At 38.9% G+C, this 22,361-nt stretch carries 22 protein-coding genes, 1 pseudogene and 1 riboswitch; of the genes and pseudogenes, 7 read left to right on the top strand and 16 right to left on the bottom strand.

Translation table 11 applies throughout. The annotated features are described in order from the left end of the window. Nucleotides 1–30: 30 nt before the first annotated feature. The 7 genes from ABWO12_RS04605 to ABWO12_RS04575 all read left to right on the top strand — a co-directional run bounded on the left by ABWO12_RS04605 (nt 31) and on the right by ABWO12_RS04575 (nt 5,380). Nucleotides 31–963 carry a LysR substrate-binding domain-containing protein gene (locus tag ABWO12_RS04605; RefSeq protein WP_073365330.1) on the top strand — a complete coding sequence of 311 codons (933 nt, stop codon included), beginning with the start codon at nt 31–33 and terminating at the stop codon, nt 961–963. Nucleotides 964–1,141: 178 nt separating this feature from the next. Beyond that, on the top strand, nt 1,142–1,765 hold the full coding sequence (locus tag ABWO12_RS04600) for a hypothetical protein (RefSeq protein ID WP_353087611.1): 624 nt from the start codon (nt 1,142–1,144) through the stop codon (nt 1,763–1,765). Between the two features lie 60 nt (nt 1,766–1,825). Continuing rightward, nucleotides 1,826–3,157 (top strand): 2TM domain-containing protein, encoded by a 1,332-nt coding sequence (locus ABWO12_RS04595; RefSeq protein ID WP_353087610.1) that lies wholly within the window; start codon nt 1,826–1,828, stop codon nt 3,155–3,157. After that, a complete protein-coding gene (locus tag ABWO12_RS04590; RefSeq protein ID WP_353087609.1) occupies nt 3,148–3,468 on the top strand; it encodes a 2TM domain-containing protein in 321 nt (106 codons plus the stop codon). Before ABWO12_RS04595 ends, ABWO12_RS04590 begins: the two co-directional genes overlap by 10 nt. Nucleotide 3,469: 1 nt before the next feature. Beyond that, nucleotides 3,470–3,787 carry a 2TM domain-containing protein gene (locus ABWO12_RS04585; protein ID WP_353087608.1) on the top strand — a complete coding sequence of 106 codons (318 nt, stop codon included), beginning with the start codon at nt 3,470–3,472 and terminating at the stop codon, nt 3,785–3,787. Between the two features lie 34 nt (nt 3,788–3,821). After that, complete coding sequence (locus ABWO12_RS04580; RefSeq protein ID WP_353087607.1) at nt 3,822–4,583, top strand: LytR/AlgR family response regulator transcription factor; 762 nt, start codon at nt 3,822–3,824, stop codon at nt 4,581–4,583. A gap of 104 nt (nt 4,584–4,687) precedes the next feature. Continuing rightward, nucleotides 4,688–4,815, top strand: a riboswitch (cobalamin riboswitch). Nucleotides 4,816–4,897: 82 nt separating this feature from the next. Continuing rightward, nucleotides 4,898–5,380, top strand: coding sequence for a PAS domain-containing protein (locus tag ABWO12_RS04575; RefSeq protein ID WP_353087606.1), 483 nt, complete (start codon nt 4,898–4,900; stop codon nt 5,378–5,380). 605 nt (nt 5,381–5,985) lie between these two features. Here ABWO12_RS04575 and ABWO12_RS04570 read toward each other — a convergent pair. The 16 genes and pseudogenes from ABWO12_RS04570 to ABWO12_RS04495 form a co-directional block, all read right to left on the bottom strand. Continuing rightward, entirely contained in the window at nt 5,986–7,314 is a 1,329-nt protein-coding gene (locus ABWO12_RS04570) for a c-type cytochrome (protein WP_353087605.1), read from the bottom strand. A gap of 6 nt (nt 7,315–7,320) precedes the next feature. Further along, nucleotides 7,321–8,808, bottom strand: coding sequence for a c-type cytochrome (locus ABWO12_RS04565; protein WP_353087604.1), 1,488 nt, complete (start codon nt 8,806–8,808; stop codon nt 7,321–7,323). A gap of 231 nt (nt 8,809–9,039) precedes the next feature. Then, nucleotides 9,040–9,921 carry a DJ-1/PfpI family protein gene (locus ABWO12_RS04560; RefSeq protein ID WP_353087603.1) on the bottom strand — a complete coding sequence of 294 codons (882 nt, stop codon included), beginning with the start codon at nt 9,919–9,921 and terminating at the stop codon, nt 9,040–9,042. A gap of 49 nt (nt 9,922–9,970) precedes the next feature. After that, the gene (locus tag ABWO12_RS04555; protein WP_353087602.1) at nt 9,971–12,124 is read right to left on the bottom strand and encodes a TonB-dependent receptor; all 2,154 of its coding nucleotides are present in this window, start codon (nt 12,122–12,124) and stop codon (nt 9,971–9,973) included. A gap of 105 nt (nt 12,125–12,229) precedes the next feature. Continuing rightward, nucleotides 12,230–12,520, bottom strand: coding sequence for a YHS domain-containing protein (locus ABWO12_RS04550; RefSeq protein ID WP_353087601.1), 291 nt, complete (start codon nt 12,518–12,520; stop codon nt 12,230–12,232). 350 nt (nt 12,521–12,870) lie between these two features. Further along, nucleotides 12,871–13,539, bottom strand: a pseudogene (locus ABWO12_RS04545) (superoxide dismutase); the annotation flags it as partial. Nucleotides 13,540–13,561: 22 nt separating this feature from the next. Beyond that, complete coding sequence (locus tag ABWO12_RS04540) at nt 13,562–13,933, bottom strand: helix-turn-helix domain-containing protein (RefSeq protein WP_353087600.1); 372 nt, start codon at nt 13,931–13,933, stop codon at nt 13,562–13,564. 900 nt (nt 13,934–14,833) lie between these two features. Beyond that, on the bottom strand, nt 14,834–15,439 hold the full coding sequence (locus ABWO12_RS04535; protein ID WP_353087599.1) for an SCO family protein: 606 nt from the start codon (nt 15,437–15,439) through the stop codon (nt 14,834–14,836). Nucleotides 15,440–15,442: 3 nt separating this feature from the next. Further along, nucleotides 15,443–16,462 (bottom strand): COX15/CtaA family protein, encoded by a 1,020-nt coding sequence (locus ABWO12_RS04530; RefSeq protein ID WP_353087598.1) that lies wholly within the window; start codon nt 16,460–16,462, stop codon nt 15,443–15,445. 211 nt (nt 16,463–16,673) lie between these two features. Beyond that, nucleotides 16,674–18,089 carry a CCA tRNA nucleotidyltransferase gene (locus tag ABWO12_RS04525; protein WP_502902908.1) on the bottom strand — a complete coding sequence of 472 codons (1,416 nt, stop codon included), beginning with the start codon at nt 18,087–18,089 and terminating at the stop codon, nt 16,674–16,676. A gap of 263 nt (nt 18,090–18,352) precedes the next feature. Further along, the gene (locus ABWO12_RS04520) at nt 18,353–18,928 is read right to left on the bottom strand and encodes an L-threonylcarbamoyladenylate synthase (protein WP_353087597.1); all 576 of its coding nucleotides are present in this window, start codon (nt 18,926–18,928) and stop codon (nt 18,353–18,355) included. 3 nt (nt 18,929–18,931) lie between these two features. After that, on the bottom strand, nt 18,932–19,912 hold the full coding sequence (locus tag ABWO12_RS04515; RefSeq protein ID WP_353087596.1) for a WavE lipopolysaccharide synthesis family protein: 981 nt from the start codon (nt 19,910–19,912) through the stop codon (nt 18,932–18,934). Beyond that, the gene (locus ABWO12_RS04510) at nt 19,905–20,633 is read right to left on the bottom strand and encodes a glycosyltransferase family 2 protein (protein WP_288041217.1); all 729 of its coding nucleotides are present in this window, start codon (nt 20,631–20,633) and stop codon (nt 19,905–19,907) included. Before ABWO12_RS04510 ends, ABWO12_RS04515 begins: the two co-directional genes overlap by 8 nt. Further along, nucleotides 20,630–20,962, bottom strand: a complete 333-nt coding sequence (locus ABWO12_RS04505) for a hypothetical protein (RefSeq protein ID WP_288041218.1) — start codon at nt 20,960–20,962, stop codon at nt 20,630–20,632. The genes ABWO12_RS04510 and ABWO12_RS04505 overlap by 4 nt, the downstream gene beginning before the upstream one ends. Continuing rightward, a complete protein-coding gene (locus ABWO12_RS04500; RefSeq protein WP_353087595.1) occupies nt 20,962–21,687 on the bottom strand; it encodes a glycosyltransferase family 2 protein in 726 nt (241 codons plus the stop codon). The genes ABWO12_RS04505 and ABWO12_RS04500 overlap by 1 nt, the downstream gene beginning before the upstream one ends. After that, the gene (locus ABWO12_RS04495) at nt 21,680–22,309 is read right to left on the bottom strand and encodes an HAD family hydrolase (RefSeq protein WP_353087594.1); all 630 of its coding nucleotides are present in this window, start codon (nt 22,307–22,309) and stop codon (nt 21,680–21,682) included. The genes ABWO12_RS04500 and ABWO12_RS04495 overlap by 8 nt, the downstream gene beginning before the upstream one ends. Nucleotides 22,310–22,361: the final 52 nt, after the last annotated feature.

The raw sequence follows: 22,361 nt of genomic DNA, 5'->3' as shown, positions 1-22,361 counted from the left end.
ATATTTTCAAACCTAATATTGATAGCATCAATGAATATACGTCAGTTTGAGTATGTATTGGCTGTGGCAGAAGTGCGTCACTTTGAATCGGCCGCTGAAAAATGTTTCGCCACCCAATCGACCTTGAGTACCATGGTATCCAAGTTTGAAGAAGAATTGGGTATTACGATTTTTAACCGAAAGAAAAAACCGGTAGAAATTACAGCCGAGGGCGAAGTCATTATCGAACAAATCAAAGCGATACAGTCCCAAATCGGGGTGTTAAATGAATTGGCCAAAGAGTTCAAAGGCGAAGTTGACGGTACCTTAACCTTGTCGGTCATTCCTACGATTGCACCTTTTTTATTGCCCTTGTTTTTACAGTCGTTTGCCGAGAAATTTCCGCAATTACAGATTGAAGTTCGCGAGCAAACCACGGGAGAAATCACGCGTTTATTGAAGGCGCGGGAGTTGGATATTGGCATTTTATCCTTGCCCATCAACGATCCCGACCTAATTGAAATTCCGCTCTACGACGAACCCTTTTTGCTGTTGGATTGTGGCAACCGTTATGCCAATCCCGTACGGCCAGAGGCTTTGAATCCGAGTGATATTTGGTTGATGGAGGAAGGGCATTGTATGCGAACGCAAATTGTAACCTTTTGTGATTTGGAAACCCGATTGGCCACTCCGCCGTTTAATTTCAATTTCAAAGCAGGTTCCATCGACAGTTTGCTGCGGTTTGTCAAAGCCAATAATGCAACGACCTTGTTGCCCTATCTCGCCACGACCGCCTACAGCACTGAAGAAAGGGAAAGATTGCGGGAATTTCAAGCGCCTGTCCCCATTCGATCCGTAGGTTTGGTGGTGCATCGGCATTTTGTAAAACGGCGGGTGCTGTATTTTTTAGAGCAAGAAATTCTAAAACAAGTGCATCCCATTTTACCCAAAACCACGGAGGCTCTGTTGTTGAATCCGGTGTAGAGGGGAACCATTTTTAGGGTGAAAAATCGATACTTTTTTTATAATTGACAGTTCATCTTCTCTTTTTGACGGTTCGGTCGTTTTAAATTGTATGCCCTGGATGAAGTTGCGAATTTTGACTCAGAAAATAGCAACCGTCTATTTCAAAAAACGAAAGAATCACTTAAATTACACTCGTATGAAAAATGGTATTACAATTTTAGCTTTTTTGTTAGTGCAATGGTTGACTGCACAAGCTACCTTTGAACAAGGGATGGGTAAAGCTTTGCAATTATGGGGCGAAGGAAAACCCGCCGAGGCCACAGCGTTGTTGGAGCGTATTGCCGCTGCCGAGAAAACAAGCTGGTTACCCAATTATTATGTCGCTTTAATCCAAACGACCGAAACCTTTGACCCTAAAAATCGGGATAAAGTGAATGCGCTTTTGACACAAGCTCAGCGTGTTTTGGATGTTGAAATGGCCAAGACTCCTGACAATGTGGAGTTGATTATTTTGCAAGCCTTGGTTTATACTGCTTGGATTGCACACGACCCGATGACCAATGGTATGCGACTTTCTTCTACTGTTGTTGGATTATATAACAAAGCCCTAGCAATGGCACCCAACAACCCGAGAGCTATATTTGGTAAGGCCGAATTCGAAATTGGAGGCGCCCAATGGACGGGTGCCGATGTCAAGGCCTTATGCAAAGATGTGGAACGTGCTCTGGTCCTTTTTACTGCAGAAACTCCATCCATGCCCTTTGCGCCACGATGGGGTGCTAATCGGGCCAAAAAACAACTCGCGGCTTGCAAGCCCTAAGAAAACTCAATCATAGGGGAGCGTAATGACTGACGTTCCCCAAACTTAAACATTGAAATCATGAAGTTGATAAAAGAATTTTCCCGCGCTTTTTGGATCACACTGATCATCTTTTTCTCTTTATTAGGAGTTAATATCCTCATGGGCGCGCAACCCGATTTTTACAAGGATATCGTACCCTTGTTTAGCTACACCATGGTGTATGGTTTGGTGTTGTATTATGTAAATGCTTTGGTGTTCATAGGATTGGATCGTGTGTTTACGATCGATCGTTTTACGCCAAAACGCTTGATAATTGGTTTTTTTAGTTCATTTTTCTTGACGTTGTTCACCATCTTTTTGTTGCATTTTTTGGAAGATGTGGTTCTCAACGGGCGTACCATAGCTCAGTTTTTAGCCGATGAAAAGCCTTCCAATTATTTGGTTTCTATCATTATTACCCTCATCGTTTCCTTAGCGATCCATGCCTTTTACTTTTATAAAGCGTTAAATGAACGTCGTATTAAAGAACAACAAGTGATTGCTGGAAGTGCTAATGCGCGGTTTGAGAGTTTAAAAAATCAAATTGACCCTCATTTTCTGTTCAACAGCCTCAATGTGTTGAGTTCGCTTATCGAGGAAAATCCCGACGCTGCGCAGCGATTTACTACGTCATTGTCAAAAATCTATCGCTATGTGTTGGAGCAAAAAGACAAGGAATTAGTTCCTGTTCAAGAAGAATTAGCCTTTGCAAAAACTTATATGAATTTGTTGAAAATGCGGTTTGAAAACAGCATTACCTTTTCCTTACCCGATACGGCAACCCTCCCAGAGCAAGCTTTTGTGGTGCCACTTTCGCTACAATTATTGTTGGAAAACACAATTAAGCACAACGTGGTCAGCGAGCAGAAGCCTTTGCATATCGCGATAACCTTGGAAGGGGGCTACCTCGCCATTCAAAATAATTTACAAAAGAAGGAGGTGTTGCAGGATCGTCGCGGCGTTGGACTCCAAAATATTGTCAGTCGGTATGCGATTGTAACCCAACGCAGTGTTCGTATAGAGCCTTCAACCTCTTTTTTTACCGTTAAAATTCCATTATTAACTGAAAGAACAACCCTTATGAATACAACTATTACCACCGAAAATACCGCTTATTTCAGAGCCAAAGAGCGGGTAGAAAAGTTACGTGAGTTTTATGCCAATCTCATTTCCTACTGCTTTGTAATCCCTTTACTGGTAGGAATTAATTTATTCCAAGGCGGATTCCAATGGTTTTGGTTTCCCATGTTGGGATGGGGAATAGGACTCTTATTTCATGCCTTCGGTACGTTTGGGTACGGACGGCAATGGGAAGAGCGAAAAATTCAAGAAATCATGCAAAAAAATTCAAAATCAAACCAATGGAACTAAAACACAACCCTCAAGAACCCTTTGATCACGACGCCTATCAAAAAGCAAAACAACAAGTTGCTGATATCCGCGGATTTTACATTCATTTCTTTGTTTACCTTCTTGTTAACCTCTTTTTCTTGGTCGTGAATTTAAAATATTCTCCACACCATATATGGTTTTTCTGGCCTGCATTCGGGTGGGGAATAGGGGTATTATTTCATGGATTGCGCGTGTTTTCCTTCTCCTCTTCATGGGGAAAATCATGGGAGGAACGCAAAATTCGAGAGTTTATGGAAAAAGAAAAACAACAACAACAAAAACAGCATTAAAATGACACCAGATGAACAATACGCTTATGATGCAGCCGTCAAACGCGTAAAAAAAATTAAAGGATTTTACAGCCACTTGTTGGTCTATGTAATTGTAAATTTATTCCTCATTGTAACCCAAGTCCAAGGTTTGGATGAAGGCGAATCTTTATGGCAATTTCGCGTATTTAGCACTGCCTTTTTTTGGGGTATTGGACTCGTAGCGCATGGATTATCGGTTTTTATTCCAGAATACTTTTTGGGCAAAGAGTGGGAGAACCGAAAGATTAAAGCCTTTATGGAAGAGGAACAACGCCAGCAAGGGAAGTCCCAATCCTAATCGGTCGCTTTTTTCACATTAATAACCCACACTCATGAAGGTATTGATTATAGAAGACGAAAAGCCGGCCGCACGTTTGTTGCAACGAAAAGTCGAAAAATTAGGCTTGCAAGTCCTTGAGTTATTACACTCGGTAGAAGCGTCGATTGCTTGGTTTGAAACCCAACCGCATCCGGATTTAATTTTTCTCGACATCCAACTCTCCGACGGGCTATCATTTGAAATATTTGAAGCTGTTGCTATCAAGAGTCCTATCATTTTTACGACGGCCTACGACGAATATGCTTTGCGCGCATTTAAAATGAACAGTATCGATTATTTGTTGAAACCGATTGATGAAGAAGAATTGGAAGCCGCGGTATTGAAGTTCAAAAGCCGCTCAGAAACGGTGGTACAACCTTCCATGGCTTTGGATTTTGAAACCATTCGCAAACTCTTAATCAATCCCGTCGATCGCACCTACAAACAGCGTTTTACCTTAAAAGTAGGGCAGCAGTTGAAAATGATTCCTGTCGATACCATTGAATGCATTTACAGCGAAAATAAAGGGACTTTTCTGCACACTTTGGACAACCGAACCTTTTTATTGGATCAGTCGCTGGAGCAGGTAGAACAAGAATTGGATCCCAGTGCCTTTTTTAGGGTATCGCGAAAATTCATCATTCCGTTGAAAGCAATAAAGGAGATTCAAGTCCACAGTAACTCGCGGTTAAAAGTGCTTTTGCCGTCGTATCATGCAGAAGAAATCATTGTGGCTCGGGAACGGGTAGGGGAGTTTAAAGAGTGGCTGGGATAGTTTTACTATTTTAAATTAGGTTATTTTAAATTTTAAATTTCCACCAAAATGTAGTTCGTATATTTTAACATGGGGATTTTAAAAATAGTACTACATTTGAACCTTTACATAACACAATCGAAAGATTAGCCTATGGCTGATAAAAGTGGAACTAAGTGAAATTCTTAGACTGTCGTGCAACTGTGTTTCCTGAAAGGAAGAGTCAGATACACCCTTTTGATTGCTCCAAGTATCACGAGAAGTAGTTGGGCTTTTTTTCAATAGTATGAAATCTATGGAATGCAGGTGGTTTATTCTCGATTAAAACATGGATTATGACCCCTTCGTACGAAAAAGCCCTAGCGAAGTATTACAAATCACTTCGAATTTGTCCCATTCCCCTTGTATCGTGGGCCCAATTCCGTTCCAATACACAAACCAAATTTTCAGAAATTCAAGCGCAATGGAGTGAAAAAGAGCACTTGTATACCCATTTGGTCGAACATCAAAAGGTGGTTTTGGTAACCAATCCCGACTTGACTATCGTGTATGTTTCCGCCAACATTCAAGAGTTGACGGGGTATAAACCTTCTGAAGTGATTGGGAAAACACCCAAAATGTTTCAAGGGCCGATGACTTTACCGCATTCACGCGAACGTATTCGAAAAGCATTGGCAGCGCAACGCGCCATTTGTGAAACGGTTTTGAACTATAAAAAAGATGGCAGTGTTTATGCTTGTGCGATCGAATTATACCCTAAGTTTACGGCAAAAGGGGAGCTCTCTCATTATTTGGCTTTAGAGAAAATCGCTTCATAGAAAACTACTTTACCCCTTATTTTGCCAAACATCATCAAGTTTTCGAATTAAGTAAGTTGTAAAATCATTTAACTCATTTGGTTGAGAGGTGACAACGCAGAAGCGCGTAATACAAAACTGCAATTAGCACTGGTGCTAAAAAAAATAACGATGTGCGAATTTGTTTTTTATTCATGCTTTTTATTTAAAAATAGTTTAGAAAAAAATAAAAAGCCCCACAGTACTAACTGTAGGGACTTTTTTGACCTGAGCGAGTCACACACTTTTTAACTATTACTCAGATTTTGATAAACTTCAGGTCTCAGCCCAAATACAGGAAATGCAACAATCGTAAATGGGTGAGCGCCTGAAGTATTGTATGTTCTTAAAAGAGTCCTTTAATGAATTGGTATTTTTTTTCGAACTCATTTTTTTTATTGTTAAGTTCTTTACTCTTTGTTAGTTTCAAACTTGTATTTTTTATCTTAATCAAAAAATATATTGAGAAAAAGATAAAACTTAGAATCATGATTATTAGTACTTGTATCATATTGATTTGATTTTAGAGGGTTACATTTAAATACTTTACGAAAAATATGTGTTTGGATTATTGTGTGATTTTCTACTTATTGAATCGTTAAAATATATTCTGAAAGTTGATCTAGTTCAGATTGCGATAATTGAAGGAAACCGGGCATTTGCGGGGAGTCCGCTCTTTTTTTACCAGGAGCTTTTATCCATTTTTGCAAATTAGCTTTGTCGCCTTTATAAATACTTGCCATTTCGATTACTGGCGGGCCCACTAGTTTTACATCGGGTTTGTGACAGGCTGCACAATATTGATTGAACACTCCTTTCCCAAGATCGGCATCTGTTTTTGGGGCAGCCGCTTCCTGTTGTTGTAACACTATGGCCTCTTCGCGTGCTTGCTTACTTAATTTTTGGAATTCAGCCGTGTGAACGGCCACTAATTCTTGATGTTTTTCTAGGGCGTTATGTCTATACATTTGACGACTTCCTCCGTAAAAACATAAGAAGCAAAGAATTGATAAAGCGATTTTCTTGAAATGCTTATCTATTATTATTTCGTTTTGAGTAATCGTTTTATAACACAACCATAAAGCGTTTGCTAATAATAATCCGGCACCTGCCATGACAGCGATTACCGAGTAACTGATCCCTTTTGAAGGCAAAGTAAATAGGACAATGATTCCAAATAAAATTTGTAAACTCAAGCCAACAGTTGTAATTGAATATCCTATTCTTTTGATAGTATTTCTTGTGAAATTGGTATAAATTTCTTCCACAGGATAGGATTTTCTACCATTGTACCATACCAAGAAAATTCCTGTGATGGCTATACATGCCCCCAAAAATTCAAAGTAGCGCGGAAATACATTGGGTAACAGTAAGGCGTTCAGAAATCCTTTGACGGTTCCCCATTTTTCGGGAAACATCATTAGATTGACGTTGGTAAGGAAAATGAGTGGGATGAATAGAAATATGGCCACGGCTAACCCCATAATTGCAATGTGAAGCGATTTGTTTTTTTCTAAACTATGCCACGTGTATTTATGAAGATAGGTGAGTAAAAAAGCAATCGTAACCAATGGAATGATCATGATCCAAGCAAAACCAGTTAGTGCATTGGCCGAGTAAAAGTAAAGGGTATAAAGAGTGTTGATGCTCAACAAAGGTGCTACACCCATAACAACGGCAATACTTTTATTCACCGTTATTGTTTTGGCAATTTCGTGTGCTAAAATATCATATTCTTTATGCTTCAAACCTTTAATTTGCGCCCAAAGTGTAATGATACTTCCGCCAACCATTAAGTTAATGAAGACGATGTGTAATAAAAACGAAATTATAAGCAGACTTACTAATAACCATTCTGGTAATGGTAAATCGAGAGGTAAATCTTTTGGAATTGGAGTATTTATTTGGAGTACCATATAATATTACTTGTTTGCTAACTTAACTTCATTTTCTTTTTTCATTGTTTCATTTCTTTTCGAAACTTCAATTGCACTGTTTTTTGGGTTTATTTCAACACCCACGGATTGTACACCTTCTAAGCTTTCGCCCGTTTGTTGTACTTGTTTGATATAGGCTACCAAGGCATCAAGTTCTTTTTCATTTCCAGCAAATGGAGGCATATACGTTCTACCATTGTGCATACTTGGAATATAGGCTTTCATGGAACCTTCATCCAAAGGTTTATCAAAACCATACATACGTTCAAAAACATATACAATTGAGTTCACTCCCTCTGGATTGACCGTATGACATCGGCTACACAAATTCATAAAAACATCTTTACCGGCTTGTACTTTATTTTCTTCTGTTATTTCGGTTACCGAAGTATAGGTGGCATATTTTAAAATACCATCTCTTTTGTATAATGGATAATCTTCCGCTCGTAGTAAATTGGAATACATATAGTTTCCAATCACATACGGTTTTCGAATAAATTCACGAACACGCTCGAAAATTCCTAAAAAGCCAAAAACAAACAAACATGGCACAATTACATAAGCAAATTTTATTTTTTTAGGTTTCAGTAAAGCAAATCCGGCCAATACTACAGAAAGTAAAGCGGCTCCAATGATGAAATATTTGAGTAAATTGTAGTATTCGGCAAAATCTTGGGAACCTATAGCCGTTGCCATATTTTCTTTCATGGCCGAGGGCATTACATTCCAATAGTAAACTGCTCCGATGATTACCAGAGGAATCCACGCCAAAATCCATTGCCCTGCAAATTTGATCGCTTTTGAACGCATTTCGGTTCCTTTTTTTGCAAAAATTGTGGTAAGTAGCATACCAAAAACACCTGCCACCAACATTGCCGTAGGAGTTCTGAATAGTAATTGGGGTAGATAAATGGGATTGGTAAACCCGTTTAGTAAGGTTTGTTCATTATTCCAATTTCCTGGATCCATCATAAACCCGAGAATGGCAACAATAATAGCCATGGTGATCCAAGAAAACACACTTAAGTACCAACCAAAGTTTATGTGTCTAATTTTTGCTTTTAATGAGGAATTCGAATTTTTCCATGTTAGAAAGTAAATGAGTATGAGCACTACTTCAGTCACAAAAACTAACCATTCTATAAACCATGCCCAGTAGAACACGCGAATCAAACTTCCGATAGATGCAGGACTGACCAAAGCGACAGAGAACCAAATTCCAACACCCGTCATTGCTCCAATAGTGGTCGTAATGATAAAGGCAACCTTCATTTTTTTGTAAACCAATTTATCCCACTCTAAGTTTGTGATTTGGTCAGAAGATGCCATAGCCACACCTTTCTGTTCCAACCATGTGATGTAAGGGATAAATCCAACAGCAAGACCATGATTGATAAAAACATGTAATATGGCTATAGCCGCAATTAAGAAACGGTCGTTGAGCCAGTCCAGATGAAACATTGGGAAGTCCATAACAAAATTTTTTTTTACAAATTTCAGCACCTTACTCCCGAATAGCTAAAAAAAATTAAGCAAGAAGTTTTGAAAAATGGAACTCCCTTGTTTTAAAAAAATGATTTGTTTTTTGACGATTATTCTTGATGATTTTGATTTTCAATTCTATGATTTTGATTTTAAAAAAAAAACCAACAGTGTTTAGCTGTTGGCCTTTTTTTAAACAAAATAAATATAAAAATGAGAAGTTTATTTGTTCTTTCTTTTTTTGGTTTCTAAGCTATCAATCAATGGATTTACTCCACCATCATACATAGCCTCCATCATCCAATTAACAGCCCAGTTCGTTTTCTCTGGTGTTCCGCCTTCAATGGGGGGATGCGGATCATACTCCATGTCAAGCATAATCGCTTGGGCATATTTTTCACCAAAGATATCTTTCATCATGGCCAATGACATATCCATACCGGCTGTAACACCCGCGCTGGTCCAATACTTTCCATCTTTAGTATAGCGCTCATTGGCAGGAATGGCTTTGTATTTTTTCAAAAATTCTTCTTCTCTATACCAATTGGTGGACGCTTTTTTATTTTCGAGTAAACCTGTTGCGCCAAGCACCCACACGCCAGTACAAACAGCACCAGTATATTTTGTAGTCTTGTCAATTTTTCGAATCCACTGATGTAATTTGTCGTCGTATGCAGCTTCTATAGTGCCCGTAAAACCACCAGGAATGATAAGAATGTCTAATTGATTGACATCATTAATGGTGGTATTAGGAACGATTTCAACTCCCATAACGGTTTTTATATTCCCTTTTTTGATACTAATTAATTGCGTTTTTACCCCCATGGCTTGACCCAAAACATATCTTGGGCCCATCACATCCAAATCATTAACACCATCATAGACTAATATACCGATGGTTTTAATGTCAAATTTTGGTTTTCCAAAAATCATTTCCATAGAATTCACATGGTTTTCTGGACTGAAGTTTTCGATTTCTTTGGCAATTTTTAGCGAATCGCTTTTGGACATCGTAACCTTTTCTGGACTTTTTGGGGTCTCCTCATTTTTACAAGCAATGCTCAGTAACGTGAGACTCAGTATGGGTAGAATTATTTTTTTCATAGAAAACTATTTAAAAAAGGGCGCTACTACGTAACGCCCATTTGTTTAATTAAAATCGTGCAGATAATGTTACACCCAGTTGTGCGGGCATGGCTGCTCTTGAGGTTCTTCCGAAACTGGTGTCGGCGCTACCATAGGCTAAGAATTTTTCGTTGGTAAGATTTCTAGTCCATAAGAATAATCCATAGTTATGGTATGTTAAGCCAAAGCGCGTGTTGACTGTATGATAGGTGGGTTGGTACAAATCATTTTGGATATCTGTGTAATATCCTCCTATGTTTCTGAACTCGGCACGGAATAGTAAATTTACATTTTCAGAGGTTTTGAGGGTATATTCAGCTGCTGTGAAAAAAGTTGTCTTGGGTGCGTTAGCCAGTTTATTTCCACCGATAGGAACAGCTTGACCAAATCGTAATAATGAAAAGTCTTCATATTCAGCATCGTTAATAGCGTAAGCAAAGTCGACTTGTAACCCTTTTAAGGGGATTATATTCGCTTCAATCTCAATACCTTTAGAATAGGCATTTCCAACATTTTCACGAACAAAAGTAAAAGGAGCAACGTTGTTGAAGAATTGTAAATCTTGCCAATTAATTAAGTAGGCGGCAAGGTTAAAATTGACACGGTTGTTCCAAAATGCCGTTTTATATCCTACTTCAAAATTATCGGAATACTCGGGGTCAAAGTCTTGGCGAATTCCGGCAGGTAAACCGCCTTGTGCATTAATGCCCCCAGCTCTAAAACCGCGGGTATAAGTAGCATAGGCATTAGAATTTTTTGTAAAACTGTACATGATTGAAGCTTTCGGAGAAAAAGCATTGAAGGTCGCCGACTTCGTTTGGTCGGGATTGGTTTGGATAAATACACCTCCAATAAAGGAAGCATCTCCAAATCCATTAAAGGTGGCTTCTCTTTCTTCTATGTCATATCGTGCGCCAGCAGTGATTTTCAATTTTTCTAAAATCTTATAACTTACTTCCCCAAATGCAGCATAGCCACTATTGTTGCTTCTGTTTCTAAAAATGGAATAGGTATCAGGTCCAACTTCAAAAGCCAAATTGGTTGAGGGTTCGTAACCTACTTGCTTAAATCCAAACAAACCTGCGATATATTGAAACTTACTTTTGGTGTTGGTAGAATTGATGCGGAACTCCTGACTCAACACTTCTTGTGGGGGGAGTTTTTCTCCAATGGCGCTATTGTAAAAGGAATGGTAAATACCCGGAAAATCAATATCTTGAAACGATAAACTTATTTGTTGAAATGAACTAATTGATGTGATATCAAAGTTTTTTGTTCTGTATTTTCCAGTTAAGGAATAATTTGTAATGTTTCTTGCATGTCTTCCTATACGCGTTAGATTTATTACCGTAGGTGTTTCTAAAGCAATGGTTTCATTGGCTTGGGATACAAAAAATCCAGATTCATTGGAGAAGTCTCTTTGTGTTTTTACATTGGCCGTAAGCGTAAATTTATCCGTCACTAACCATTTTAAAAATGCATTTCCATACGTGTTTTCTTCACCTCCCACCGTTCTACCATTCAAGCTTGCGTCTGTAGAAGAAGTGCCAGTGATGTCATTTTTCATAAATCCATCTCTTTTTTGAAATAGACCATTAACTCCCAAAAAGAGTTTATTTTTAATCAATGGCGTCTTAAAACCTGCAGCATAACGCTGTAATGCAAAGTTTCCATTTTCCAATTCTATAAAACCAGTTGTTTTGTTAGAAGGTTGTTTGGTGAAAATATTCACTACACCTCCCATGGCGTTTCTTCCAAAAAGGGTACTTTGTGGACCACGCAACACCTCAATTCGTTCAATATCTGTCAAGGCAAAACCACCCGCGAGAATGTCTAGTGAATTTACATCGTCAACATAAGTTGAAACCGCTGGATTTTCACTAAATACTTGAATCCCTCTGATGGATTGCAACGCTTGAAAACCTACACCTAATTCTTGGTAAAGGTAATTTGGAACCCGTCCTGATAAATCAGAAATTGCTACCAAACGTGAATTGATAACCGATTTAGCATTAATTGATGTAACTGCAACAGGAACCTCGATATTTTTTTGTTCCGATTTGTTGGCAGTGACGATTACTTCTTCTAATTTTTCGACTTTTAAGGAGTCGCTAACTTGTGCCGATGCGATTGAAGCTGAGGCAAGTAGGGAGAATAAAGTAGTTAAAAGTTTTAATTTCATCTTTTCTTTTTTATAGATTGTTTAATTTTTTGCAAAATTAGCTAAACGTATAAGCCTCTTGTTTTTATAAAAACGACATCTATTTCGTTTTTCAATCCTTGGATTTTACTTTTTAGCTAAATAGAGTTCTGGATTTTTAATAAATTCCTCTTTACAAAGTGGCGCACAAAATCCATACAGTTTTCCTTTGTAAGTTGCCGTATCAGCAACTCCAAATTTGGTAATATCCATTTTGCAATAGAAATCAATTTTGTTGGTGTAGGTTAGTTTATTCAATGGATTTTTTGGATCAATCAAACTCGGATTATCTTTTATGGTAAAGCCATGGCTCTTGGGTTCCGATTTTTGGCACCCAAAATAAAGGAGACCAATTACAAAGAAGGTTATTTTTTTCATGCTAAGGTTTTTAATTAGTGATGTTCGTCATTGGTACATAATCCGATAATTTCATGGAATACGTCATGTAATTTTGATAAGGCTTCCATAAGTTCTTGATCCGATTTTTTTGTTTTCACTAATTGGTCTAGTTTTTTGCTATCGGTTTCCAGTTTATTTACCGCGGCTATCACTTCTTTAGAATTAAACTCGGCAGGAATGGTAGATTTTGCCAATAATTCAGCCTTTTGAACCATTTCACCAGAACGTTCCTTTATCGGAGTTAAATTCCCTTCCTCAGCGGGATGAAAGGTTTGTGACATCACTTTATGATAATCTTTTAAGGCAGGCCAATCATCAAATTTGCCTTTCTTTTTAGTAGTTGCTGTTTTGTAATAGTTACTCACTTCGTTCCAATTGATCACATTCCAAATAGCACTCACATAATCCGCTCGTTTGTTTTGATATTTCAAATAGTAAGCATGTTCCCAAACGTCGATACCTAAAATAGGCATCCCTTTATTTTCGGCAACATCCATCAACGGATTGTCTTGATTTGCCGTGGTACAAATGGCCAATTTTCCATCTTGACCCACGTATAGCCAAACCCAACCCGAACCAAACCGCGCAACAGCAGCGGTGTTCATCTTTTCTTTAAGGGCTTCCATGCTTCCGAAAGTTTCAATAATTGCTTTTTCTAAATCAGCAGCCGGTTTGGTATTTTTCTCGGGAGTGAGAATGGACCAAAAGAATTCATGATTAAAATGACCACCCGCATTGTTTCGAATGGCTGGGCTTAATTTGGAAACATGGGCAAAAATTTCAGTAATTGTCATTTTTTCTGCGGTTGTTCCGGGGATGGCTGTATTTAAATTTTTTACATATCCTGCATGATGTTTGCTGTAATGTATTTCCATGGTTTGCGCATCAATATAAGGCTCCAACGCATTATAATTATACGGCAAAGGTTTTTGTGTAAACTGCGCTGTTACAGTGGTACAAAGCAGTAAAAGGACGAATAAAATTTGATTTTTCTTCATTGTTTAAAGGATAAAAAGTTGTTTAATGACGTGTATTTTTTCGGAATTGTTCGGGTGTTGTTAAAGTTTGTTTTTTGAAAAAAGTTATAAAATAGGATACATTTTCAAAACCTAAATCGTGTGCTATTTCGTTGATTGATAGCGAAGTGTAATGCAAAAGTCGTTGGGCTTCTATGGTTATTCGTTTTCGAACTAAATCTCCCGCAGTTTTCCCTGTTTCACTTTTGCAAATTTTATTGAGGTAATTGGGCGTAACATGCAACTTTTCGGCATAGAACGAGGGCATTTTTTGTTCTTTAAAATGTTGTTCTACCAATTTTTCAAATTCTTTTATTTTTTCGTTTTTGCTATTGTTAGTTTTGGGTTGGATTTGCGGATTGTAAATGCGTTCCATCTGGACCAATAAGATGTTCAGTATCGAACGAAGTACTTTCGTTTTGTCCTTCAGGATCGCCGTGTATTCAAACTCGAATAACTCAAAAAATGTTTCTAAAGTTTCTTTTTGAAATGCATTCAATGCGACATAAGGTTTGCTGCCATTCTCAAAAAATGAAAAATCACTTAGCGAGTTATTATTATAACGCAACGAAAAAAATGTTTCGGTAAAAGCAATAATTTTGCCTCTTGTTTCAGGATGTAAATTTATTTTTGAGATGCAATTTGGTTGAATGATAACCACTTTAGGGCAATTGAAAAAAATTTTATGATTGTCAATTTCAATTTCCCCATGGCAAGAATCTAAAAACAAAATAGAATAAAAATTTTGTTTGTGCGATTCTTCCACAAATGGAAATTTAGAATTGAAACCCGTTAAGGTGTCATAAAAAATAGTACAATTACTTTTGCTAAAATCCTCCAAATCGCATATCAAGACATGACTTGACTGCATTATGGTTAGTTTTTAAGTTAATAATTAAGTCTAATTATTAAACTAACTCTGGGGGATTGTCAATGCTGAAAAGGAAGGAAAAAGAGTGGAAAACTGTCATGTGACCCACTATTTTTTGGGTATTCGTTGGAATAAAACGTGTTATTTCTTTGGGGGTACTCACGGTAAGGACAAAAAAGCTTTCTTTTTCAATTTTGAGTACGCTTTTTTGCGTTTCTTTTTGTTCTTTGCTCAACTGACTGTCTAAGTAACATAAACCTTTACAGGTGGGAATTTTATCAAATCGGTTGATACATATATTCTCAGCGATAAAATCTCGATTAAGGTAAAAAGATGAAATGATCCAAAAACTTTTTGTTACTTGGATGGTAAAAATAAAAAGTAAAAAAAAGACCATTACTTTTTTCATCGCATCAATTCTTTCAGTAAAATCCGAATATCATTAATCAATCGTTTTGTTTCCTCAGGATTAGTTCCATCATAAACTCCGCGTATGTGACGGTTGTGATCGACTAATAAAAATCCGCCTCCATGCACCAATCCACCCGGTTCTTTCTCGTCGGGATAAGCCGTCGTGAAATAACTTTCTTTAGCGACTTCAAATATACGCTCTTTTTTTCCAGTAACAAAGTACCAATGATCGTTAAGCCGTTGGCTGGTTTTAAAATTCCTTAATTGTTCAACCGTGTCGTGCTCTGGGTCAATGGTGTGGGAGAGAAAATTAACTTTTGCATTGTTTTGATAGACTGCATATACTTTTTTCAATTCTTGATTCATTATCGGACAGATTGTAGGACATGACAAGAAAATAAAGTCGGCCACATAAATTTTACCTTCAAAAGTTTGATTGGTAATTATCTTTCCATCTTGATCCGTAAAGGAAAAATCTCCAATTTTAGGATATACTTTTTTCCCTTTAATAATCGTAGGTTCTCCCAAAATCGGCAGTCGCTCCGTTTCGGGTTTACAGCTAATAAGCATTAGGGCAAAAAAAAGGATAGAGTATTTCATGCTTTATTTTCGCACCCGATGCATTACAAACGTTATCGTAGCCAATAAAAAGAAGGCAACTGCTTGATGGGTTACGCCCAACCATAAAGGAACGCTGTACAATAAAGTTAAGATTCCTAAAGTCACTTGAACGAACACCACAACCAACAGGGCTATTATTCCATTTTTCTGGGTGGTAGACAGGGTGTATTTGCGACTTTTCACGGCCAAGTACACGATAAAACCAACCACCACATAGGCAAGGGTGCGGTGTATAAATTGTACGCCACTTTTTCCTTCGGTGAAACGCAACAACCAATTGGGTTTTTCCAAACGAATGCTTTCGTGAAAAAATTGTCCGTCGCTCATCAAGGGCCAGTGGTTGTGAATATATCCTGCATCTAATCCAGCCACAAATCCACCCCAAATAATTTGCACCACAACCAAAATCCATGTCCAAAGGGCAATTTTACCCAAAGGCGCAATGCGTTCCGTTAGGCCATGGTACTTCAAGTCCAAAGCAATCCAAAGCGTATACGCAAAAGTGAGGAATGCAAACGTAAGGTGCATCGACAAACGGAAATGACTCACATCGGGCTGGTTAAAATCGACCAATCCACTTTTTACCATGAACCAACCCAAAAATCCTTGAAATGCTCCCATACCCAATAAAATCAAGCATTGGATAACCGTCTGTTGCGTCAGTCTTTTTTTAATTAAAAAATAAAAGAAAGGAATCAAGAAAACAAACCCTAATATCCGCGCAATAAAGCGGTGGAACCATTCCCAGAAGTAGATGAATTTGTAGTCTTCCAACGTAAAGTGGCTGTTGATGCGCTGGTATTCGGGAAATTTCTTGTATTCTTCAAAAGCAGTTTGCCACGCGGCATCACTCATTGGGGGAAAAGTATCGGTGACCAAATGCCAATCCGTCATCGATAATCCTGAACCGGTCAATCGGGTAATTCCACCCACAACGACCATTACAAAAACCAAAATACAACCGGTAAACAACCAATTGATAACGCCTTTATCCGCTTTCATAAGAAAATTTTTAAGCCCCACAAAGGTACAGTACAGACTTGAATTGCATCGATTAAACGGTGGTTAATTTTTTGTTTTTTTCAAACCAATGGAAGCGAATTAAAACGGTAATAAAAAACAAGAATTGACCTTTAAAAAACACAGCGCTCAGTAAGTAGCTCAGCCGCTCAGCCGCTCAGCTCAGAATCTCAGAAACTCAGCCGCTCAGCAGCTACATTATCCCCATTGCTTTCGCCTTCGCCATGACAAAAGCACAAGCTGCTTCGTATTCGTTGGGAATTTCTCCTTCCAAAATGGCCTCTTTTACGGCCTCTTTCAATTGGCCCACTTCGCGAGAGGGTTTTAGATTGAAACGGGCCATAATTTCCTCTCCCGTGATGGGCGGCTGGAAATTACGCACTTGGTCTCGGGCTTCAACTTCAACTATTTTTTGGCGAACGAGTTCAAAGTTTTTATGGTATTTTTCAAACTTCTTCGGATTTTTCGTCGTAATATCGGCTTCACACAACGTCATCAGCGACTCTACATCTTCACCGGCATCAAAAATCAAGCGTCGCACCGCACTATCCGTGACAATCTCTTGCGAAAGTACAATCGGGCGGGAACTCATCATGACCATTTTTTGCACAAACTTCATCTTTTGATTCAAGGGCATGTGCAAACGGGCAAAGAGTTTCTTAACCATTTTACCGCCCAAAAATTCGTGCCCGTGAAAGGTCCATCCTTGTTTTTTGTGAAATCGTTTGGTGGGCGCTTTCCCGATATCATGCAACAGTGCTGCCCATCGCAACCACAAATCATCGGTCGTTTTACAAATGTTATCGACGACTTCAAGCGTGTGGTAAAAATTGTTTTTATGGGAATGTCCTTCGACTTCTTCGACCAAATTTAAGGCGGTCAATTCCGGTAAAATTCGTTCCAAAAGTTGGGTTTGGTGCAACAATAAAAAGCCCTTCGACGGCTGCGGGGTTTGCAGTATTTTATGCAACTCATCCACAATGCGTTCCCCCGAAATGATATCGATACGGTACGCATTTCGCGCTATGGTTTCCAACGATTCGGGTACAATGGTAAAGTCTAATTGCGTCGCAAACCGAATGGCGCGCAACATTCGTAAAGGATCGTCGGAGTAGGTAATATCAGGGTCCAAGGGCGTGCGTATCACTTTGGCCTCCAGGTCTGAAACGCCTCCAAACGGATCAATCAACGCCCCAAAATTGTCCGAATTCAGTGAAAAAGCCAAGGCATTGATGGTAAAATCCCGTCGGTTTTGATCGTCTTCCAAAGTGCCGGTATCGACCAAGGGGTTTCGACTTTCTTCCGTATAACTCTCCTTACGGGCGCCCACAAATTCAATGTCCATGTCTTTGTACCGCAACATGGCCGTGCCGTAGTTTTTAAAAACTTGTACTTTGGGTTGATGGGGAAGCAGGCTACTTACTTTCAGCGCCAAATCAATTCCCGAACCCACGGCTACAATGTCAATGTCTTTTTTGTGGTTCCGTTGCAACAAAACATCCCGCACAAAACCGCCAATCACATAGCTTTCCAACTGCAATTCGGAAGCAGCTTGGGCAATGATTCTAAAAATTTTACGGTCTAAAACGTCGGCGTAATCGGTTTTCAACAGAATATTTTTTTGCAAAAGTACAAATTCACTTTGGTTATTTGGGCACCTAGGCGCGTCATCCGCTGTATCTTTTATGCCGCTAACGCTTCATAAAAGGATGCCTCCCGTTACTTCGGGGCTACCGCTGGTGCAATCGGTGCATGAATCAACATTTTCGAATTTTCAAATCTTCAAATTTTCAAATCTTCAAATCTTCAAATTTTCAAATTTTCAAATTTTCAAATTTTCAAATTTTCAAATTTTCAAATCTTCAAATCAAATCATTTCCGAATCACCGTTACTTGCGCATCAAGGGTAAGTTTGATAATCGTCGACGGTTTGCTCGCCGCGCGATCGTGGTGTAATTGCACGACATAATCAACCCCTTGCACAATGTCGGGGTGAATTTGGTGATAGGTATTCGGAGTAGACGCTCCCGAGATATTGGCCGAAGTGGATACCAAAGGCCGCTTCATACGCTCCATTAGTTTATAACAAAAGGGTTCTTTCACCAAGCGCATGCCCAATGTATCGTCAGCTGCAATAAGATTTTGGGCAACATTTTTCGGGTGATCCAAGATCAATGTTGTCGGTTTGTCTGATAGATCTAAAATTTGCCATGCAACTTCGGGAATGGAGTGAAAAACCGAATGCAACATGCGGTCGCCATTCATCAACACGATCATGCTTTTGGTTTCGACGCGCTGCTTTAAATCATAAATTTTTTGCACAGCCGCTTCATTGGTCGCATCACACCCAATGCCCCAAACCGTGTCGGTGGGATATAAAATGATGCCGCCTTTCGCAATGACTTCGTAGGCGTTGTGTACTTCTGCTGCAATTAACTTTGGATCCATAACTTAAGCACGCTTCATGCGCTGTAAACGTTTCTTTCTTCGTCTAAAATTTTTTAAAACATACCGGAACGAATTCCATTTCACCTGCAGTGCCATCCAAAAGTCATTGCTGTTCTTTTGCACACAATACGCATCATACAAGGCTTCCCATTGGGTAAAACTGTATAAGGTGGGATTATCCAACTCAATGTCCATTTTCTCGGGTAAGCGCAATCCCAATTGGTCCAATTCCAAGAAAACAAAGTTGTCAATCAACGTTTTTTCGGAAAGCGCAATTTTTGAGAAAGGCAATTCGGTATAATAGTTCAACTGCAAGTCAATCCCTTTTTTGGCCGTACATGCATACCAAATGTACTGCTCACAGGCGTAGCGCATTTTATATGCTTCGTAAGGATAGGCTTCGTTGTAAATAATATGATTTTCGGGAAAACGACGCGTTGTCTCGGGTTCGGGTTGTAGCGGAATATCCCAAAGCAACTGCATGTCAGTGGTCAATCCCACTTGAAAAATATCACTCACATGATAGAGAATCGGCACTCTTCGCGGATCTTTGGTAAACGCCACAGAGGTCAGCACACGTTCTTCAAAAACGGCGTAATCGTTGTGTGCGATGTATTTGCTTAAATAATCCAGAAACCCGTTATGGATCAAACAGCAATCGCTGCGCAGTTTCATCGTGTATTTTCGCGTAGCTTTCAATACGCCATTTCGCGTCGATACAATCTGACGGTTGTTGTTATTGTATTTGGAGGTATTGCTATCGTAATACGATGTACCACCTGGATCCTCATTTTCCAATAAGACATCAAAATCCAAATGCGAAACGTCACTGCCTTTCCAAGTGGATAATATAATTTCTGCTCCTGGTAAAAAGTCACGGGCACTTTCGATACAACGTTTTGTCAGTTGAAAGCTCGCTTCATCGGTGGGTTTCCCGTGAACCGGACCCTGAACGACAACCGAAAAATCCGAAGGATTAGGCATGTTTTTCCAAATAGAGGGTCAAATCTTCGGGCGTACCTAAACCGTGCATCGCTTCAAAATCAATGTTGTAGATTTTGATTTTTTGTCCTTCGACGATACAATAATTGTATACAGGACAAGTGTAAAATTCATTATTCACACGGTCATTGTTGGCAATCATATCAATCGCACCATCCACAAAATAATGCCCTTTGGTAAAGAAATAAATCCCAACGGTAGCAAATTCTGAAATGGCTTTTTTCTCTTTTACTTCGGTCACATTGCCTTTATCATCGATTTTGGCAAACGACCACTTCGGATTGCGTTCGGCATCGACAAACGTCAAAATACTGCCGTCTGCCTTTTGATCCAAACAATCGTCAATATAAGCTTCAATCGACATGTCAACCAATTGATCCGAGTTGGCAATCAATAACGGATAGTCGTTATTAATGTATTTTCGAGCAAACAAAACGGTACACGCCGTTCCTTCAGTCAATTGATCCAACTCTATAAATTTTGCCTTGTAATTTTTTTCCAATTCGGCCACCAATTCCCGTTCTTGTTCTAAATGCTCTTTACGGGCAATCAAAATATAATTGGCGTTAGGGTAATATAAATTCTCCATCACACGCGCAATCATAGGTTTGCCATTTACATCGATAAAAGGTTTTGGTTTTTCGTAACCAGCTTGGGCAAAACGACTGCCTTGGCCAGCCATAGGAATAACAATATTGATCATAAGGTATCTACGTATTTATCATTGGAAGCGCCGGGTACTTTCACCACTACGGTGGTCGTGTCGGTTAACGCTCTAAAGTCGGTGGAAGTATTCGGTTCAATTTTAATAATATCACCCGAACCGTATTGTACACCGCTCATTTCCACTTCACCAGAGATGATAACGGTAAATTCTGTGGCAATTTTATGGTGATGGGCCGCTTCGTATTCGCCAGCGGTATAGGATTTCACGCCCACTTCGACATCATTGGTTTTGTATAATGAAGGTTCGAAATTCCCGATGAACCACCCTTTGAACATGTCCGTTAAATCGTGTTTTTCGATCGCCATTATTTTTGTGTTTTTAGATATTCTTGTAAATTTTGTGGGGCGTAAAACGAATGGTAATCGGTTTTGTTGATTCCAAAGTCAACCACTTTTTGGTTTTTCAAAATATATTCGTTGATAACTGAAGAGGTAAAAAAGTTGCCGTTGATTTGCACATCATCCAAGACGCATTGAAACGCATTGGTAAAAAAATCTTGGGCTTTTGCAAAAAAGTAAAATCCGGCAATAGCGGCATTACTAATCGGGTTTTTCTCCGCCGTTTGCACAACTTCACCGTTTTCAATGCGGGCATACGACCAGCGTGGGTGTACTGACGGGAAAGTTACAATCCCCACATCGGCTTTGCGTTCATCGAAAGAAGAAAGAATCGCTTGAAAATTATGGTTGATGATTTGGTCGCCGTTCAGCACCAAAATTCGATCATCATTCGATAGTGAATCAATTGTCATCAAAATACTGCACAAGGCACCTTTGGTATCGCTTTTCAATTTGACTATTTCACTGTTGGGAGCCAATAATCGAATAGTGTTGTCCAAGTGAAATTTACGCACATCCTCATCTTTTAAAATAAATACCGCTTGAAAGGGTTCGGTTATCGATTGAAATTGTTCAATCACTACTTGAATCATGGGCTTTCCATCAATTTCTACCAAAGGTTTCGGGTAGGAGAATCCGGCATTGGTATATAATTCTGAACTACCCGCTAAAGGAATTATTATTTTAAGCATGCTCAATTTCGTGTATACGGTTCATAATAGCGGTAAACTGAACATCATCTACCGTTTCCACCTTAAATAAATGGGCTCCAGAAGCAATTGCAGCTTTAATTCCGTTTTCATTATCCTCTACAACCAAACATTCTTCGGGTTGTAAGCCCAATCGTTGTATCGCTTTTTGGTAAATCTCGGGATTAGGTTTGCCATGAATAACATCTTGGTTGGAAATGAAAAAATCTAGATATTGGGTCAAGTTGGCTTTTTGCATCATAATTTCAATGGTATTGCGTACCGAGTTCGAACAAACCGCAATATGAAAACCTTCTTCTTTTAGTTTTGATAAGGTATATTGATGGTTGAAAGAAGGTTTGCATTTAGCATAGACCATTTCCATTGTGTAGACTTGTTTTAAATCATTGATAAAATGATGGAGCTTACGTGGGAATCCGCCCTCTAAACTCAACATTTCTAATTTTTTTTTTGTGGGAAGTCCATCAAACGTGACCAAATGATCGTAACGGCTAATTTCGGTTCCAAATAACCGTAATGCTTTGTTTAAGGCTTCATAATGCCAATCTTTTGCATCGATGAGTACGCCGTCCATATCAAATAATACGGCTTTGATTTTGGCCATGGGTTTCGGTTTTAATCTTGCACAAAAATAGTATAAATGCGCTAAAAATAAG

The organism is Flavobacterium sp., from assembly GCF_040379285.1.
In the GTDB taxonomy this organism is placed as follows: Bacteria; Bacteroidota; Bacteroidia; order Flavobacteriales; family Flavobacteriaceae; genus Flavobacterium.
The sequence above is the reverse complement of the archived record's forward strand: the minus strand, read 5'-3'. Positions and strand labels throughout refer to the sequence as shown.

Coding starts and splice junctions, on each gene's coding strand:
- ABWO12_RS04605 (WP_073365330.1), top strand. CDS start 31: ATGAATATACGTCAGTTTGAGTATGTATTGGCTGTGGCAGAAGTGCGT.
- ABWO12_RS04600 (WP_353087611.1), top strand. CDS start 1,142: ATGAAAAATGGTATTACAATTTTAGCTTTTTTGTTAGTGCAATGGTTG.
- ABWO12_RS04595 (WP_353087610.1), top strand. CDS start 1,826: ATGAAGTTGATAAAAGAATTTTCCCGCGCTTTTTGGATCACACTGATC.
- ABWO12_RS04590 (WP_353087609.1), top strand. CDS start 3,148: ATGGAACTAAAACACAACCCTCAAGAACCCTTTGATCACGACGCCTAT.
- ABWO12_RS04585 (WP_353087608.1), top strand. CDS start 3,470: ATGACACCAGATGAACAATACGCTTATGATGCAGCCGTCAAACGCGTA.
- ABWO12_RS04580 (WP_353087607.1), top strand. CDS start 3,822: ATGAAGGTATTGATTATAGAAGACGAAAAGCCGGCCGCACGTTTGTTG.
- ABWO12_RS04575 (WP_353087606.1), top strand. CDS start 4,898: ATGACCCCTTCGTACGAAAAAGCCCTAGCGAAGTATTACAAATCACTT.
- ABWO12_RS04570 (WP_353087605.1), bottom strand. CDS start 7,314: ATGGTACTCCAAATAAATACTCCAATTCCAAAAGATTTACCTCTCGAT.
- ABWO12_RS04565 (WP_353087604.1), bottom strand. CDS start 8,808: ATGGACTTCCCAATGTTTCATCTGGACTGGCTCAACGACCGTTTCTTA.
- ABWO12_RS04560 (WP_353087603.1), bottom strand. CDS start 9,921: ATGAAAAAAATAATTCTACCCATACTGAGTCTCACGTTACTGAGCATT.
- ABWO12_RS04555 (WP_353087602.1), bottom strand. CDS start 12,124: ATGAAATTAAAACTTTTAACTACTTTATTCTCCCTACTTGCCTCAGCT.
- ABWO12_RS04550 (WP_353087601.1), bottom strand. CDS start 12,520: ATGAAAAAAATAACCTTCTTTGTAATTGGTCTCCTTTATTTTGGGTGC.
- ABWO12_RS04540 (WP_353087600.1), bottom strand. CDS start 13,933: ATGGAACGCATTTACAATCCGCAAATCCAACCCAAAACTAACAATAGC.
- ABWO12_RS04535 (WP_353087599.1), bottom strand. CDS start 15,439: ATGAAATACTCTATCCTTTTTTTTGCCCTAATGCTTATTAGCTGTAAA.
- ABWO12_RS04530 (WP_353087598.1), bottom strand. CDS start 16,462: ATGAAAGCGGATAAAGGCGTTATCAATTGGTTGTTTACCGGTTGTATT.
- ABWO12_RS04520 (WP_353087597.1), bottom strand. CDS start 18,928: ATGGATCCAAAGTTAATTGCAGCAGAAGTACACAACGCCTACGAAGTC.
- ABWO12_RS04515 (WP_353087596.1), bottom strand. CDS start 19,912: ATGCCTAATCCTTCGGATTTTTCGGTTGTCGTTCAGGGTCCGGTTCAC.
- ABWO12_RS04510 (WP_288041217.1), bottom strand. CDS start 20,633: ATGATCAATATTGTTATTCCTATGGCTGGCCAAGGCAGTCGTTTTGCC.
- ABWO12_RS04505 (WP_288041218.1), bottom strand. CDS start 20,962: ATGGCGATCGAAAAACACGATTTAACGGACATGTTCAAAGGGTGGTTC.
- ABWO12_RS04500 (WP_353087595.1), bottom strand. CDS start 21,687: ATGCTTAAAATAATAATTCCTTTAGCGGGTAGTTCAGAATTATATACC.
- ABWO12_RS04495 (WP_353087594.1), bottom strand. CDS start 22,309: ATGGCCAAAATCAAAGCCGTATTATTTGATATGGACGGCGTACTCATC.